The 14,791-nt window shown below is 64.9% G+C and carries 16 protein-coding genes and 1 pseudogene; 6 read left to right on the top strand and 11 right to left on the bottom strand.

The features are described from left to right. Positions 1-56: 56 nt before the first annotated feature. Positions 57-563 (bottom strand): STM3941 family protein, encoded by a 507-nt coding sequence (locus tag A3E1_RS0126480; protein WP_157631749.1) that lies wholly within the window; start codon positions 561-563, stop codon positions 57-59. A 175-nt stretch (positions 564-738) separates the two neighbouring features. Here A3E1_RS0126480 and A3E1_RS48550 point away from each other — a divergent pair. Together A3E1_RS48550 and A3E1_RS0126475 are read left to right on the top strand one after the other, a co-directional pair. Further along, positions 739-949: pseudogene (locus A3E1_RS48550) on the top strand (amino acid transporter); the annotation flags it as partial. A gap of 97 nt (positions 950-1,046) precedes the next feature. Next, entirely contained in the window at positions 1,047-1,439 is a 393-nt protein-coding gene (locus A3E1_RS0126475) for an ATP-binding protein (RefSeq protein WP_020523810.1), read from the top strand. 1 nt (position 1,440) lies between these two features. Here the strand turns inward: A3E1_RS0126475 and A3E1_RS0126470 are convergent, their stop codons facing one another. Beyond that, entirely contained in the window at positions 1,441-1,839 is a 399-nt protein-coding gene (locus A3E1_RS0126470) for an STAS domain-containing protein (RefSeq protein ID WP_020523809.1), read from the bottom strand. A 102-nt stretch (positions 1,840-1,941) separates the two neighbouring features. On the opposite strand from A3E1_RS0126470, the gene A3E1_RS45115 reads away from it, so the two are divergent. Together A3E1_RS45115 and A3E1_RS0126460 are read left to right on the top strand one after the other, a co-directional pair. Then, a complete protein-coding gene (locus A3E1_RS45115; protein ID WP_020523808.1) occupies positions 1,942-2,355 on the top strand; it encodes a hypothetical protein in 414 nt (137 codons plus the stop codon). Positions 2,356-2,686: 331 nt separating this feature from the next. After that, positions 2,687-4,291 (top strand): pectate lyase family protein, encoded by a 1,605-nt coding sequence (locus tag A3E1_RS0126460; protein WP_020523807.1) that lies wholly within the window; start codon positions 2,687-2,689, stop codon positions 4,289-4,291. Between the two features lie 63 nt (positions 4,292-4,354). On the opposite strand, the gene A3E1_RS0126455 is transcribed toward A3E1_RS0126460, so the two are convergent. Next, the gene (locus tag A3E1_RS0126455) at positions 4,355-4,873 is read right to left on the bottom strand and encodes a cupin domain-containing protein (RefSeq protein ID WP_020523806.1); all 519 of its coding nucleotides are present in this window, start codon (positions 4,871-4,873) and stop codon (positions 4,355-4,357) included. A gap of 131 nt (positions 4,874-5,004) precedes the next feature. Here A3E1_RS0126455 and A3E1_RS0126450 point away from each other — a divergent pair, with 131 nt between their 5' ends. Then, the gene (locus tag A3E1_RS0126450; protein WP_020523805.1) at positions 5,005-5,568 is read left to right on the top strand and encodes a TetR/AcrR family transcriptional regulator; all 564 of its coding nucleotides are present in this window, start codon (positions 5,005-5,007) and stop codon (positions 5,566-5,568) included. Between the two features lie 63 nt (positions 5,569-5,631). On the opposite strand, the gene A3E1_RS0126445 is transcribed toward A3E1_RS0126450, so the two are convergent. Beyond that, complete coding sequence (locus A3E1_RS0126445) at positions 5,632-5,904, bottom strand: GlsB/YeaQ/YmgE family stress response membrane protein (RefSeq protein ID WP_020523804.1); 273 nt, start codon at positions 5,902-5,904, stop codon at positions 5,632-5,634. A gap of 320 nt (positions 5,905-6,224) precedes the next feature. Here A3E1_RS0126445 and A3E1_RS0126440 point away from each other — a divergent pair, with 320 nt between their 5' ends. Continuing rightward, on the top strand, positions 6,225-6,419 hold the full coding sequence (locus A3E1_RS0126440; RefSeq protein WP_020523803.1) for a hypothetical protein: 195 nt from the start codon (positions 6,225-6,227) through the stop codon (positions 6,417-6,419). A gap of 124 nt (positions 6,420-6,543) precedes the next feature. On the opposite strand, the gene A3E1_RS45725 is transcribed toward A3E1_RS0126440, so the two are convergent. Genes A3E1_RS45725 through A3E1_RS0126405 form a run of 7 tightly spaced genes read right to left on the bottom strand, consistent with a single transcriptional unit; the run spans position 6,544 to position 14,704 of the window. Further along, complete coding sequence (locus A3E1_RS45725) at positions 6,544-8,118, bottom strand: SigE family RNA polymerase sigma factor (protein WP_020523802.1); 1,575 nt, start codon at positions 8,116-8,118, stop codon at positions 6,544-6,546. Positions 8,119-8,157: 39 nt separating this feature from the next. Further along, positions 8,158-9,501: an FAD-binding oxidoreductase gene (locus A3E1_RS0126430; protein WP_020523801.1), complete on the bottom strand. Its 1,344-nt coding sequence runs from the start codon at positions 9,499-9,501 to the stop codon at positions 8,158-8,160. Further along, positions 9,501-10,655 (bottom strand): substrate-binding domain-containing protein, encoded by a 1,155-nt coding sequence (locus tag A3E1_RS0126425; protein WP_020523800.1) that lies wholly within the window; start codon positions 10,653-10,655, stop codon positions 9,501-9,503. The genes A3E1_RS0126430 and A3E1_RS0126425 overlap by 1 nt, the downstream gene beginning before the upstream one ends. Positions 10,656-10,664: 9 nt before the next feature. Next, the gene (locus tag A3E1_RS0126420; protein WP_020523799.1) at positions 10,665-11,477 is read right to left on the bottom strand and encodes an ABC transporter permease; all 813 of its coding nucleotides are present in this window, start codon (positions 11,475-11,477) and stop codon (positions 10,665-10,667) included. After that, complete coding sequence (locus A3E1_RS42165; RefSeq protein ID WP_020523798.1) at positions 11,474-12,271, bottom strand: ABC transporter ATP-binding protein; 798 nt, start codon at positions 12,269-12,271, stop codon at positions 11,474-11,476. Before A3E1_RS42165 ends, A3E1_RS0126420 begins: the two co-directional genes overlap by 4 nt. After that, positions 12,249-13,496: an amidohydrolase family protein gene (locus A3E1_RS42160; protein ID WP_020523797.1), complete on the bottom strand. Its 1,248-nt coding sequence runs from the start codon at positions 13,494-13,496 to the stop codon at positions 12,249-12,251. The genes A3E1_RS42165 and A3E1_RS42160 overlap by 23 nt, the downstream gene beginning before the upstream one ends. Further along, the gene (locus tag A3E1_RS0126405) at positions 13,493-14,704 is read right to left on the bottom strand and encodes an ABC transporter substrate-binding protein (protein ID WP_020523796.1); all 1,212 of its coding nucleotides are present in this window, start codon (positions 14,702-14,704) and stop codon (positions 13,493-13,495) included. Before A3E1_RS0126405 ends, A3E1_RS42160 begins: the two co-directional genes overlap by 4 nt. Positions 14,705-14,791: the final 87 nt, after the last annotated feature.

The following is a 14,791-nucleotide window of genomic DNA, read 5'->3' as shown; positions in this document are numbered from 1 at the left end:
TGTCCTCGCGGGAGGGACGGCAGCAACCAGGCGCGACGTCGGAAAAATTCTGTCCTTTATGGATGCACCTGAAGGGCGGGGTGGAACTGGCGCATGTCGTCGATAATCCTTGGCAGCGGCCACTTTTTACCCATGACGACATTGGAGATGACGGCGGGACCCAGGCCGAAAGCCTGATTGGCTTTAGCCAGCTGGGCACGTGGGCCGGTGATGCGGTCAAAATAGGCCTGCGGGTGGCGCAGCACGATGTCGATGTAGAAATGCCCGCTCGCGCCCGCCTCGACTATGCGCACGTGGTCGATATCTGACCACCCCACGGAGGGCATGCCTGGCTGGCTGATGCCGTCGGCGCTGAGCGTCAGCAGGGCCGGACGGCGCAGGAGCTGGCCGGTGAACTTGACCACGCCGATGCCGAAGAAGGCGACGCTAGCCACACCAGCGGCCCGGTCCATGAAGCTGGAAGAGCTGGTGAACATCCAGATGCCACCGGCGACGAAGACGAGTGAACCGAGCAGGAACAACATGCCGCGCCACGGGCTGAAGGGGTAAACCATCGGTTGCATGGCCGCGAGGATAGAGGTCCGGCACCACTGTTTGCTGCCCTGATCTAAGGTCATATGCGGCCCGAGCGGCCAGCAGCGATGTGCGGATGAGGAACATGAGCCCGAAGAAACAAGAGCAACTGGCGGTGCCCGCGGGTGCGCTTTCCCCGCAGGCGACGTTGCTCATCGTGGCGCTGACGCCATCGCGGCGATCCTGCTGGCTTTGCGTGACGGCACCGGTGTGCGCCCGCACTGCTATTTCGAGTGGTCGGAGGGCTCTCCGCTGTTGCATTTGCTGCGCTATCTCATCCTCGGCCGGGGCGACACCCCGCCGGTGGTACGCGAGATTCTGCGCAGTGTCGAACCCAGACCCAGCGGCACGACCCGGAATCCATGTCGGTGGTTAATGATTGACAAGCGCGCATCGGGGAACATCAGTCTTGATGCACAACGCCGACCGGGTGCGCCGGCTGGCACGAAAGTTGGTGCAGGAGAAGCAACGCTATGAGTTCACCGTCGTACAACTGGGAAAGCGAAGTGGTCGTCACTTACAGCGATCCAGGTGACTTGCGTCGTCTGCGGCAAACCGCGGAGTCGTTCGCGCTGGAGCAAGGCATGGCCCGGGAACGGGCCGCGCAGCTGGCAGTCGTGGTTAGCGAGCTGGCGACCAATACATTGCGGCACACGACAGCGCCCGGCGAGTTACGGGTGTGGGCCGCCGGACCGAACGTGATCGCTGAAGTGTCTGACAACGGTGCCCTGCCGGGCGCTGACGCTCCGGTGATGCCGTCGCCGACCGCGGTCGGCGGATTCGGGCTCGCCTTAGCGGCCAAGCTAAGTGACAGCATTCAGATTCAGGCTGATCCGGTGCGCATCCGCGTCACCTTTCAGCTCTAGCTCAGGACCGCGGCCGTAGCCGCTTCCACCAGGCTTTACGGGGTTCGGCCTCAGCGTCGTCCGCATCGTCCGCGGGCTTGGCCATGGCGGGCAGGACCCCGGTCATGGAAAGCACCGTTTCGGTGATGCCCTGGGCTCCCCGGATCGTGAAACTCACCCCAGCGGCTTCGGCCCTGCGTTTGCCCACGATGAGGCACCGCACGCCGGTGGAATCCAGAAAACCCACTTTGGACAGATCCACGACCATGGACTGTGGCTTGCTGGCCACCGCCGAAGTGACCGCTTCCATGAACCCCAGTTCAGCGTTCATGTCGAACTCACCAGCCGCCCACACAATGAGCTGATCATTGCGGCGGCGCTCCACCGTCGTCGAGAACGGGCCATGGCTCGGGTCGGTCACGAGAAGTAAGTACCACACCTACCGCCCGCAGTGAAGCTGCGCGTGATGGCACGGTATGGCGCCTGGCTATGATGATCGTGATTGCAGGGCAAGGAGGCGTACATGAGCGTGTCAGAACTAACCGCTTTCGAAGCGGCTTACATGGTTCTTCAACCTTTGGATGAGGCCGCCCGGCGGCGGGCTCTGGCGTGGCTGTCAGACGCGCTTAGCCAGAGCAAGCCCTTGGCACAGGACCGGTCCGTGCCGGTCGCGGCCGAGGCGCCAGTGGCCAGGCGGGCCAAGCGAGGCCGCCCGGCAGGCGACGGCCGCAGGACTCGCGGTTCCCGTAAGGTCGCCGCCGAGACCAAGGCCAGCGGCCGCACCTACCGCCGCATGCCCGACCCGGACGAGATCATGGCGGCCTACCAGGACACCGGAACGATCAACGGCCTTGCCGAGCACTACGGCGTGCCCACGCACACGGTGTATAGCTGGGCGCGGCGTTTGCGGGGTCAGGGTTACCACATCGGCCGCTAGCGAGAGCGACCGTCCACATAGGACTTATGCCACCCTTGGCTTGCGGTGGCGCCACAGGCCGATGGCGCCACCGAGGATCAGGAACCGCTGTCTGAGAGCTGGTCGCTGGAAAGCGCTTGCCATAGAATAGTGTCAATCCTGCGAATTGGCGGAGTCCGGGCGAGGAACCAAACCCGGCAATATCTGCCCAAAGTGGAGCCGGCCGACGTGCCGGCTGTCGGTGTTGCGGTTGTTTTGCTGCAACAAACCTGCAAACGGGGCACATTGACTGTTTTAAGGCTATCTTCTTACGTTGGCGGGAAAGCGCATTCCAACGCAGGGAGGTCTGACAGTGCAGGAAGCGCAATCCGTCCCGACGCGCAGGCGATCGGCTTTGGCCGCCGGCGTCAGCGCCGCCGCCATGGCGCTGGTGTTCACCATCGGTGCCGCCGCGAGCGCGGCGACGCTGTTCTCAGATGATTTCAACGACGGCAATGCCAACGGCTGGACCACTTCCGGTGGCAGCTGGACGGTGTCCTCCGGCGTATACGCGCAGTCAAGCGCGAGCGCCAGTGCCAAAGCACTGGCCGGATCCACGTCGTGGACAACCGTCACGGTGTCGGCCAAGGTGCGGCCGGGCACCTTCGGCACCTCCGCGTCACGGGGGATTGGTGTCGCGGCACGCGCACAGAGCACTTCGAATTTCTATGCGCTCGTCCTGACCCCATCCGCCGTGCAGATTCGCAAAGGCGCGAGCACAACCCTTGCCTCCGTTCCGTTTTCGGCCGCGACCGGCACGTGGCACACCCTCACGCTCAGCGCGACGGGAAGCTCACTGGCCGGTCTGGTCAACGGAACACAAGTAGTGTCCGCTTCGGACAGTTCCTATCCCAACGGGCGCATAGGTTTGCTGTCTAGCTACACGGCTGGCTCGTTTGACGATGTGGTCGTCAGCGATGCCGCCGGAACTAGCCCAACTCCCACGACGCCTTCCGTGTCACCTTCCGTCTCGACTTCGCCTTCGGTGTCGCCGACGCCGTCTACGAGTCCGCAGCCACCGGGCGGGATCGTCGGCTGGGCCACACAAGGCGGTGGCACGACGGGTGGTTCAGGTGGGCCTACGGTCACGGTCACGACCTTCGCCGACTTCCGCACCCAGGCTCAGGCCGCGGGGACGAGAACGATTCTGGTCAGCGGAATGCTGGCCGGGTCAGGCACGGTCGAGATCACCGCTAACAAGACGATCCGCGGCGTTGGTGCCGGCTCAGGGATTGCGGGCACCACGCTCAACATCGAAGACATGCGGCCAGCCAACGTCATCATCCAGAACATGTCTATTCGCGGTGTCGTTGGCGGTGACGCGATCCAGATCGAGAACGCTACGCACATCTGGATCGACCACAACACCATGTCGAGCACGATCGAAAACGATCCCGACTTCTACGACGGGATGCTCGACATCACGCACGCCGGTGACTACATCACGGTGTCGTGGAACGTTTTCCGCAACCACTGGAAGAACTCGCTCGTCGGGCACTCCGACGGCAACGCCAGCGAGGACGTGGGGCACCTGCGCATTACTTACCACCACAACTGGTTCGACCACACCTTCGAACGCAGCCCACGGGTGCGCTTCGGCGAAACCGTCCACGTGTTCAACAACTACTACTCAAACATCAACAACAACACTTCCTCGTACGCCATAGCCTCCACCATGAACGCCGGTCTGCTGGTCGAAGCTAATGTCTTCGAAAACGTGCAGCAGGCGTGCTGGTCGGCGAGCGGTTACGCGGAATCCGATCCCGGGCGGCTAGTGGCCCGCAACAACGCGCTGACCAACTCCGGGCCGTGTGAGACGAATGGTTCCGTGGCGGCGGTTCCCTACGGCTATACAGCCGACAACGTAGGCACCGTAAAGACATCCGTTACGGCAGGGGCCGGCGCGGGCAAGCTTTAACTCCGCACACGAGGCCGTCAGCCGGGCCGCGAAACCTGGCTGGCGGCCTCCACTTGCGGGCCTTCAGCGTGGGCCGGGCGGTGGATTGAGGCCGTAGCGGGCGATCACGTCGGGCAGCCAGGTCGCCTCCCCGAACTCGAGGCCGTAGCTCTCGGCGATCCTGGCGATGTCGGCGAAGTCGGGTGGCCCGTTGTCGGCGAGGTCGACCAGATCGCGGAAGAACAGCTCGAATCCGGCCGGGCTGATGATCTCAATCATGCGTGCCGGTGACTTGCCCGCGTTCCACATGGCGTGAAGTTCGTTGCGGGGCTTGGTGATGTAACCACCTGGTCCTAACACGACTTCCCGGTCGCCGGACCGGAACCCGATCTCGCCCTCGGTCACGATGGAGTATTCGTCTTCCCGCGTGTGCAGATGCGGTGGCACGAGGGCACCCACGGGGAACGGATGCTCGACCACCGAGACGTCACCGTTGGTCTGGTGGCCCCAGAGTTTGAAGACCACGCCGATGGAGCCGAGATTGCCGGCCCGGCCATCGCCCGGCCGCACCACGGTCAGGTCTGGAGCTTGAACGCTTTCCATGTCGGCTTACCTCGCCTCCGGAATGCTATTTAGGTGAACTAGACTGTTCACTGAAAGTGTAGACCGGTGCGAGAAGCGGGTGTCAAGAGTTGAGTGAACACGTGCGTTCTCCGAAATCTCGTAGTTATCAGATGGCCAAGCGCGCCGAGCATGTCGAGCACACGCGGCAGCGCATCATCGAGGCGGCCGTGCACCTGCACGGCACGGTGGGCCCAGCCGCGACGACGATCGCCGGGATCGCTGAGCAGGCCGGCGTTACCCGGCTGACGGTCTATCGCCACTTCGCCGACGAGACGGCTCTGTTCGCGGCTTGCTCGGCGCATTGGCTCAGCCAGCAGCGGCCGCCGGACGCGCAAGCCTGGCAGGAGATAGCTGGGCCGGAGCAGAGGCTGCGGTTTGGACTCGCCGACCTCTACCGGTTTTACCGCGACGGTGAGCCTATGTTGCGCCGCATCTACGGTGACATCGAAGCGCTTCCCGCACCGCACCGCGACGGGTTGCGCTCACGTGATGTGCGGCTACGCGATGTCTTGCTGGCACCGTTTGGCCAGCCGAGGAACCGGAGGCTCAAAGCGCTGGCCGGGCACGCGGTCGCCTTCTCCACATGGCGTTCCCTATGTGCCGACAACGGTCTGTCTCATCGCGACGCTGTCGAGGCGATGGTCCGGCTGATCCTCGCCGAGGCTGACCGTTAGCGTTGGGGGACAAAAGAATTGCCCGGGACTCAGCGGAGTCCCGGGCAAAATCTTCTACAGGTTCTACGTGATGCTGCGGCGACCGCTGAAGCCGGAAACCAGGGCTACACCGAGCGCGGCGAGGGCGACTTGGATCAGGATCTCGACCCAGTCAACGCCTTCCGTGTCGGCCAGGCCAGCTCCGCGAGCGATCGCGGTTCCAATGAGGGCGGCGACGATGCCCACGACGATCGTGAGCCACACCGGGATGTTCTGGCGGCCGGGAAGCACAAGCCGCCCAAGGGCGCCGACGATAAGGCCGACTATGATGGCCGAAATAATTCCCGCAACTGTCATGGCACAGTTATGCCCGGGAACTGAACTAAACAAACCAGTCTATTTTCTGGTGAGTTTGGGTAAGCAAGGCGGTATGACCGTTCCAAACCCACCCACACCGCCGTTGCCCACGCCAGAGCCTGTGCCGCCGCAGCCACCGGGCCCGCCCGGTCCTCCGGCGCCACAGCCTCCACCGCAGCCGCAACCAGAACCGTCGCCGCAGCCGATCCCGCCGGGACCGATGTAGCCAGAAATGACTCAATGCCTAGCCCGCGCGAAACGGTATCTGTCGATCTCTTAAATCCTCTACGCTGCGCTGAACATCGTTGAGGAGGCTAGATATGCGCACCATCGTGCGGATCGTGCTGATCACTGGTTTGGCCGTGGCTGGGATGACCGCGACCGCGGCGCCCGCGATGGCGGGTAAGCCGGCGACGCAATGTGAATACGGCGGCCAGTGGTATCCGCACGGCTGGTCGGGTGAACTCGGCGGCCGGTGGATGGAATGCTCCTACGGCCTATGGCACATGATGTAGGGACCAGCTCTACATCGTGCGCAGCGCGAACGGGACCGAACTCGGCGACCTCTACACCGTGAGCACAGCGGCACTGCTGTGCAGCACACTGTCGAGTTAGCCACCGTGTGGCGGCGCGCCGCGATCAGGTGCGCCGCCACACGACGGGAACCTGCCACGACCCGGCATTGCGAAGCGCCCCAACGATAATTTTGCCGTCGGCGCTGATTCCCACCGCCTGCGTCGCCGGGAAAGTGGTTCCCGGCAAGGACGGCAGCGCGACTTGCCGGCCGTCGCTGTTGACCAGCACCGCACCGGCGTAGCTGATGACAAAGCTGCCGTCGCAAGCGATATCGAGAACCGGCGCCCGGTAGTCAGAGAAGAACCGCAACTCCCCGGTGCGCAGGTTCCAGCGGGCCGCGGCTGTCGCACCGCCGCTATCGCCTGGCACCCATCCGCCTGCCCAGTCACCGCACAGGCTAAACACCTTGCCGCCTGGCTTTCCTGGCCGCTGCGCGAGCTGCTGGAACCCTTGCGGGGTAAGCAGACCCGGCTGGTCACCATCACCGGTTCCGCCCGCGATCGTGCCGTCGTCAGCGATCTCGGATACGTTGCCCAGTCCCGGTTGCGGCGCGACCGTGCCCGGGCTGGTGGCTTTCCATCGCAGCACCCCGGTGTTGGGGGCACTGCCCAAGATGTCGCCATGTGCGTTGATGGCCAGCGCTTCGTAGCGTTCGTCCGCGGGAGGCTTCGCTAGCACTGTTGTCTTGCCGTCGCGATAGACCCACGAGACGTTGCCCTCCTTGCCGCCCTGCCGTTCGCCCGTGCCGACAACCACTCCGTGGACGTTCACCGCGTGCGGCACGATCTGCCGAAGGCCGGCCGTGGCCGGTGGCAGCATCACGGGCACGAGGTTGTCCCAGAGCACGGCGACCTCATTGATGTGGCCGATGATGTAGCGGCCACTGGGGTCAACGCCAGAAACCGAGGCATAACCCTGAAGACCGTCTGGAGCTGGCAGCTGCGCGGCACTCCATCGATGATCAGTTGGTACTGGGGAAGCACTAACCGAGGGCGACAGGCTCGGCTGGGGAAGCAGTGGGGGAGCCTGTCCGCGGCTCACCAGCCCGGCCGTGATCAGGATCGCCGCGACCGCCGTGATCACGGTCGCCAGCTGCACGTTCTGCCTCCGCTGCCGCTTACGCCCGCGTTCGGTGATCCTCTCCGCGGGTGGAACCACGATGCCGGGCAGGTCGATGGCCAGCTCCGTCACCAGCGCGGACCGTCCCCGGTGCAGCCAGGACTTCACCGTCCCCATAGGAGCGTCGAGGATGTGCGCCACCTCGTCGATCGGCAGGTCGGCCAGATGGTGCAACACGACGGCTTCCCGCTGGCGCTGCGGCAGCTTCCGTAGCGCGGCCACGACGGCGACGTGATCAGGGCTGAGTTCCTCGGCGTATTCCTCGCGCTGACGGTCCAGGAACGAACGCGCGGTCACCAGACGCCGCCACCGGGACCGGGCCAGGTTGACCGACACCCGCCGCACCCACGCCAGCGGATTGTCGTAAGTGGACAGTTGACCCCACCGCTGCCATGCCCGCGCGAACGCCTCCTGCGCGACGTCCTGTGCCTCGCCGGCATCTGAGGTCAGCGAGTACACCAAGGTCACGGTGGCGGTGAAGTGGGCGTGATAGAACCCGGTGAAGTCGGTCGTGCTCATGCAGGTCCACACTGGCGAGAGGGCGGCTAGGTTGCACCATCATGCCGGGAACCTGCCGGGGTTGAGCAGCCCGTGGGCGTCGTTTACAGCGGCGGTCGCGCGAATGCCGTCGAGCGCCGGCCCGCCCAGCAGCCAGGTGTGCGGGTCGACCACGTGCACACCGAGCTCTTCGAGCCTCGTGATGCCTTTGTAGAGGGTGTCGGCGTCCCGGAATTCTGACAGGAGCAGTCCCGCGAACTGTCCGCCCGGGCCACCGTCAAGATGCAGCAGAGCGCCCGGCAGTGCGTCGCGGATCTGTGCGGCATGGGTGACCAGTGCCGGGCCGCCGACCTGAAGGTGGCACAGCTCGGGCCGGGCTTTACGCGCCCGTAACGTCACGTGATTGAACGCCAGGGTGCTCAGGTAGGACTCGGCGTCTTCGGGGGTCGACTCGACCCAGCCTCCGTGCCCGGTGATCACCGCGAGCACGGTGTCCAATGTGGAAGCATCGACGATGGCTCGAAGGCTGTGCCTGCCCGGTGGCATGGCACCGTCGGCCGGATAGGTCGCCACGATCCCGGGTTCGTCGATGGAGACCAGCCGTGGCGGTGGGTCTTGCCGCATGAGGGACAGCCCAGCTTGGACGGCGGCGTCGCCAGCCTCGGCCGGAAAGGAGGCGAGAATGGCCTTCCGTTCACGGGCCGGTGCCAGTTTGATGGTCGCGGCGGCGATAACGCCGGTGACACCGTAGGCGTGCAAGTAAGGCAGGCATTGCTGTCCCCGCAAGGCTAGCGGTGCCGTCCCGGGTGGGCAGGCCACGACGTCGAGGGCGATGACGAAGCCGTTCCACAGCCAGCCGTGCTCGATGGAGCCGATGCCACCCGCGCCGCCGGCGAGGAAACCGCCAATGGTGCTGCCGATGGTGGTGGGCATCATCAGGATCTCCTGGCCGGTCTGCCGCGCGGCGGCTTCCAGGGCGACGAAAGTCGCTCCCGCCTGCGCGTGCATCCAGCCGGTTCCGGTTTCGGTGATGGCGTCTAGGGCGGTCAGGTCGAGTACCAGCCCTGCGGCCAAGGGCACCGCCTGGCCGTAGTTTCCGGTGCCGCGCCCGCGCGCGACGATCGGCGTTTCGTGCGCGTGCGCCAGCCGCATCGCCTCGGTCAATTCGCTGTTGTCCCGTGGGCGCACGACGATGTCGGCGGTCCGTTGTGGAAGCACCCCGGGCAGCAGTGGCGACATGTGGGAATAGTCGGTGGAGGCGGCCCGGCGGGCAGACTCCGAAGTGGACACCCGGCCGGGGCCGAGTGCGGCGGTGAGTGCGGTGGCAAGAGCGGCGGCGGCCGCCGGGCTGGGTGCCCGGCGGCTCGCACTGGCAGCTATCCGCGCCAGGTTAGGTGCGTGCATCAGTTCAGGCTGACCGTCGGGTCAATGAACTCATTGGTCACGAGATCCAGCGGCACGATGCCAGTCTTGATTTCCTTGCGCTGGCTGCTGTAGATCGGGGTCACGATGCTGATGACCTGCTTGATCCGGTCGATGTCGAAATCGCCGAGGGTGGCGTTGGCGCCGTTGCCGACGATTTTGAGCTTCAGCTGCTGCGCGACGCTGTAGGCCGCCTGCTCCTTGGAGTAGGGGAAGCCCTTGTACTCCTCGTTGAGCTTGACGATCAGTTCGTTGGAAGTGCTGGGGTCTTTAGCGAACTCGACCTGGGACCGCTGAATGATCGGCACCAGCTTCTTCAGGCACGCCGAGTGCTCGGCCTTCTTGTCCGCACGGACAACGATCGCCTCAGGGTAGATCGGGTAGCCGGTGTCGTGCACGAGCTGGAACTTGACCGGCTTCTTCCACTGTGGCAACGCTTTTTCATAGATGAACGGCTCGTTGGTCGCGAAGCCCTGCTGAGCGATCTTGCCCTGCTCGGCGAGGAACCGTGTCGGGCTGCCGTCGTAGGACCCGTCGACCTGGCTGCGCTTGAGGATGCCCGAGCCAAGCAGATAGTCCATGTAGGTGGCGCCGTTGAAGTACAGCACCTTGGTGTTGGTCTTTCCGATGTCCACCACGGAGTTGAACGACGGGTTGGCCGCCGGATCCCACATCACCATGTAAGGCGCGATATCAAACGGTGCCGCCACGGCGATGACCGGTTGCTTGGCCGACAAGCCAATGGCGTCATCGGTCGCCACTTGCCCCAGCATGATGGACGGGTCGGCATACATTTGCGCGCCGGCGTTCTGGAAACCAATCGCCGGGCCACCCGCCCGGATCTCAATGTTTACACCAGTCGCTTTACCTTGTGCCACAAGCGGTCCGCTGACCTTCTTAGTAGCGGCGTCAACGGTGTAGGTCTGACCGAGCAGGTGGTAGAGGGCTCCGTGTTCGGCCTCTGGCGTCCATGCCGCCTGCACGACGATCGTGCCGGGGCACACGGCGGCGAGGTCGAGTGGCCCACTGCCCGGGGTCAGGCTTGGGCCCACATTCGAAGTCGTGGGTGCGGCCTGGCAGCCGCTAGCCAGCAGCGTGCTCGCTAGCACGGCTGACAACAGGGGTTTGTACCTCATGTGTCTCCTTTAGACATTCGCGGGTAGAGGTGGGGATTCGGGACGTTGCTGTGACTCGTGCCAGGCTGTGACACGGCGCGACAAGACACCGAACAGCCAGAAGACGGCGAGCCCGAACAGTGACGCGAGAATGACCGCGCCGAAGAGCATCTCCGACTCAAGACGCCGGGGATACACATAGATGAGCTGGCCTATGCCCGAAGGGCCCTGCTGGAAGAAGAAGTCACCGACGATGGCGCCGATGACGGACGCTCCGGCCGAGATCCGCAGTCCCGTGAAGATCGCGGGCAGGGCGGCGGGCAGCTGAAGTTTGAACAAGCGGGTGAGGCGGCCAGCGGAGTGCAGGGTGAAAAGGTCGTGCAGGGAACGGTCGACCGACCGCAAGCCGAAAAGGGTGTTGGCGACGATGGGGAACAAGGCGATGAGCACACACGTCAGCACCCGGCTTTCAAACCCGAAGCCGAACCAGTACCCGAACAAAGGGACCAAGGCGAGAATCGGGATGGTTTGCAGGACAACGGCATAGGGGAAAAGCGATCGTTCCAGCCAGCGTGCCTGGCTCATCAGGATCGCCAGGGCGAGGCCGATGACGATGGCGAGGCCCAGTCCCACCATGGCGACTTGGGCCGACAGGGCTAGCCCGGCGAGCAGCTCGCTGAGGTTGGCCGGATCGAGGAAGGCGATCTGAACCACGGCGTCGGGCGACGGCAGCAGGAACCGCCGGTCTTCACTGATCAGGACGTTGCTGGCCAGATACCAGATGCCGATCGCGGCGGTCAGCACGGCTAAGGGCGGCAGGATGGCGGCTAGACGCGATTTCATGCTGCGGTCTCTCTCGCCTTCTTTTTCTTGGCGCGCAAAGGTTTCTCGCCGTCGGTGAGCAAAGTGGACACCTGGGCGGTCAGCTCGGTGAACTCAGACGTGAAGCGCACCTGAGGCGACCGGGGATAGGGCAGCGGCACCGGCACTTCCCCGATGAGGCGGCCCGGACGGTCCGACAGCACAAGCACCCGGCTGGCCAGGAAGACCGCTTCAGCGATCGAGTGGGTCACGAACAACGCGGCGAACTTGTCGGCGACGAAAAGCCGTTGCAGGTCATCGCAAAGCCGCCCGCGCGTGATCTCGTCAACAGCCGCGAACGGTTCGTCAAGCAGCATCAGCTCCGGCTGACTGGCCAGCGTGCGGGCCAAGGAGACCCGCATGCGCATGCCGCCAGACAGCGTGCCCGGGCGTTGCCCGGCGACGTCGCTCAGGCCGACCTTGCCGATGGCTTCGGCCGCCTTGGCTTTGCGTTCGGCCCGGCGAGTACCCCGCAATTCGCCTGACAATTCGACGTTGCCCCGCACGGTGCGCCAGGGCAGCAGGGTCGGGTCCTGAAAGACGAAGCCGACGTGTTCGGTGCTGCGGGTCGCTGAGCCCTGGCTCGCGGCCAGCAGGCCGGCCGCGACCCGGAGCATGGAGCTCTTGCCACAGCCGGAAGGTCCAACGACGGCCACGAATTCGCCCTGCCGCAATGTCAGCGACACATTGCTCAAAGCGAGTGTCCCCGTGGCGTACTGGACGCATAAGTCGGTGATGCGTAAAGCTATTCGTTCAGTGCCGGCCAAGATGGCCATCTCCTTTATCTGTGAGTTCGTCGGCGAGGTCATGCCTCGTGTCCGTGCGTGCCACCAGCCGGCCCGCACGAATCACCACCCGGTTGGTGTCAGCGGAGGCGATCGCCTCGCGCACTGATCCCGCTTTGATGGCAAGCAAATCCGCGCGCGCACCGGCCGCGATGCCCGGCACGGGCAGTCCGAGTGCCTGGCGTGCGCAGTCAGTGACCGAAGCGAGCGCTTGGGCCGCACTCTGGTGAGCGGCTGCCATGAGCAGCGCGGCGGTCTCCAGCGGATCGCCGCGGCCCAGGAGGTTGAACGGGTCTTGCATGTTGTCCGCGCCGGCCGCGATGTTGACTCCGGCCTCGCGCAGAGCTTTGACCGCGGTCAGGCCACGTGGTGTCGCGGTGGCGTGGTCCCTGCCTTGCAGATAGAGGTTGGTCTGCGGCAGGCAGATGACGGAAAGGCGTGCCGCGGCGGCTTTTCGGCTGACTCGAAGCGCGTGCTCCGCCGGCAGCATGCCGAGGCTGACGCAGTGGCTGGCGGTCACGCCGTGTTCGAAACCGGTGGCGATGACCGCGTCGGCGAGAAGCTCCATTGTGGACGGTTCGACATGGAGCCACTCGTCGATGTGCATGTCGACCGGCTTGCCGTGGCCCGCCGCGATATCCAGGCACAGGTCAATCGCCTTGCGGGGATCGGGATCCAGGCCTGGGCACGCTCCCGCGACATCGGCGCCCTCCGCGAGCGCTTGCGCGAGCAAATCGCGGTTGGCCGCACCAGCCGCACCCGATAGTGGTGTCGCGCTGAAGGCGACGATCTGGATCTCGCAGACGGCCGCGACACTGGCCCGCACGGCGCTAATGGCCTCCAGTGCGCGCAGGCCAAGGCCGGGTCCAATGTCGACGTGTGTGCGCAGGGTGGTGACGCCGTGGGCGACATACTTGCGGACCGCTGACATCGCCCGGCCGTAGATGTCCTCGACGGTCAGCCCGGTCCGGTGCTCTATCCAGCCTTTGATAGCCCCGCCCAGATCGCCCGACGGGTTGGGGACCAGGTCAGCGGTGAACGCCTTGTCCAAGTGGGCGTGCGGTTCGGCAAGCGAGGGCAGGAGCAGGTATCCGCTCAGATCGAGCACGCGGCCACCCTGGATGCCCTGTCCTATCCGTGAAATGAGCGCACCATCGAGCAGCACGTCGGCCTGATTACCCTCGGGCAGTGTCACGTTTCGCAACAGCAAGCTCATGACTTGCCCCACGGCACAGGTCCCGACGCGACTTCGGCCGGGTAGACGACGCGGAAGCTCTTGCCGGCCCACGCTTCGATGACCGCGCCGGCGAGCTGGTTCTGCCCGTCGGGTCCAAAGAGGAGCCCGTTCCACGGCATGATCATTTGGGTGGGCGGCAGTGACGTCTGCCGCAGTGCCGACCGGATCGCTGACGGATCACCGGACCCGGCGGCGTTGATGCCGGCCGCCAGGGTGATGGCCGCCGTGAACGAGGCCGCGGCGACTTCGCCCATGGGCTGGCCGAACCGCTTTTCGTAAAGCTCCATCACGGCTTTGGCCGCCGGGCTGCGCTGGGCGAGCTCGGCCGACCAGGGCACGGCACGCATCACCACTTGGGCGGCGGCGGGCTTGGCGGCGGTGCGAAAGCCCGGTCCTAGCCCGATGAGCGGTGGCGATCCGGGAACACCGGCCGCCGCACGGCTGATGGCTTCGGCCCCGCCGGCGGTGTGTGCCCAGGCGTAGATGGCCGAGGGGGTGGCGGTCAGACGCGAGCTGAGGGCATCCGTGTCTGTGGCCTTCGGCGAAATCTCATGCTGCAGCAACACTTTGCTGCCGCTGCGGGCAGCGACCTCCTTGAGGTGCGTGGTTTGCGTGCCAGCTTCGGTGACGATCGCGATCGACGGCGGACTCGCCGCCGGGTAACTGCGCAACAGGGAAAACGCGTCCTCGGCGAGCAGGCGGTCCATGGGCGCGGCCCTGAAGTACCACTCGATCCCGAGTTCCGTAAGATAATCGTCAGTGTTATATGCATCGATTAATGGAACCCGTAATCGCTGCGCCTCGCTGGCGGCGGACGCGGCGACCTCGGCTGGACCGGCCACCACCAGTGCGGTGGCGTGCTTGTCGGCGACGAGTTCCGCGGCTTGCGCTGAGGCCAGTTCCGCCTTGCCGGTCGTGTTGCGGCTGACCAGCTTCAGCTTCGACCCGTTGAGGCGGGGCAGTCCTAACTCGGGCGCCAGAGGTACGGGTATGTCCGGATGTGCATCGTTAACTATCTCGATGGCTAACTGCGCGCCTTGCTCGGCTTGTTCGCTTAAAGCTGAGCCTTCCTCCGATGCGGTAAGAATGCCAATAACGAGCGTTTGCGGTGGTGCGGGCAGCGCGGTGCAACCGGTCGCTAAGATGCCTATCGATGTCAGGCCGCAGGCCAGACGTTTGAGAGCCACTGCGGAATGTCTCCATATCCAGTGTTAAAAGCGAGATATGCGTCGCTCCCCTCTGCGGCACCGATGTATCTTTTCGTGTCGGGTCAG

Source organism: Catelliglobosispora koreensis DSM 44566, assembly GCF_000379685.1.
Lineage (GTDB): Bacteria > Actinomycetota > Actinomycetes > Mycobacteriales > Micromonosporaceae > Catelliglobosispora > Catelliglobosispora koreensis.
This window is presented reverse-complemented; position numbering and strand designations above follow the sequence as displayed.

What these genes read in the sequence shown, in the direction of transcription:
- A3E1_RS0126480 (WP_157631749.1), bottom strand. Translation starts at nt 563, where the DNA reads ATGCAACCGATGGTTTACCCCTTCAGCCCGTGGCGCGGCATGTTGTTC.
- A3E1_RS0126475 (WP_020523810.1), top strand. Translation starts at nt 1,047, where the DNA reads ATGAGTTCACCGTCGTACAACTGGGAAAGCGAAGTGGTCGTCACTTAC.
- A3E1_RS45115 (WP_020523808.1), top strand. Translation starts at nt 1,942, where the DNA reads ATGAGCGTGTCAGAACTAACCGCTTTCGAAGCGGCTTACATGGTTCTT.
- A3E1_RS0126455 (WP_020523806.1), bottom strand. Translation starts at nt 4,873, where the DNA reads ATGGAAAGCGTTCAAGCTCCAGACCTGACCGTGGTGCGGCCGGGCGAT.
- A3E1_RS0126450 (WP_020523805.1), top strand. Translation starts at nt 5,005, where the DNA reads ATGGCCAAGCGCGCCGAGCATGTCGAGCACACGCGGCAGCGCATCATC.
- A3E1_RS0126445 (WP_020523804.1), bottom strand. Translation starts at nt 5,904, where the DNA reads ATGACAGTTGCGGGAATTATTTCGGCCATCATAGTCGGCCTTATCGTC.
- A3E1_RS0126440 (WP_020523803.1), top strand. Translation starts at nt 6,225, where the DNA reads ATGCGCACCATCGTGCGGATCGTGCTGATCACTGGTTTGGCCGTGGCT.
- A3E1_RS45725 (WP_020523802.1), bottom strand. Translation starts at nt 8,118, where the DNA reads ATGAGCACGACCGACTTCACCGGGTTCTATCACGCCCACTTCACCGCC.
- A3E1_RS0126430 (WP_020523801.1), bottom strand. Translation starts at nt 9,501, where the DNA reads ATGCACGCACCTAACCTGGCGCGGATAGCTGCCAGTGCGAGCCGCCGG.
- A3E1_RS0126425 (WP_020523800.1), bottom strand. Translation starts at nt 10,655, where the DNA reads ATGAGGTACAAACCCCTGTTGTCAGCCGTGCTAGCGAGCACGCTGCTG.
- A3E1_RS0126420 (WP_020523799.1), bottom strand. Translation starts at nt 11,477, where the DNA reads ATGAAATCGCGTCTAGCCGCCATCCTGCCGCCCTTAGCCGTGCTGACC.
- A3E1_RS42165 (WP_020523798.1), bottom strand. Translation starts at nt 12,271, where the DNA reads ATGGCCATCTTGGCCGGCACTGAACGAATAGCTTTACGCATCACCGAC.
- A3E1_RS42160 (WP_020523797.1), bottom strand. Translation starts at nt 13,496, where the DNA reads ATGAGCTTGCTGTTGCGAAACGTGACACTGCCCGAGGGTAATCAGGCC.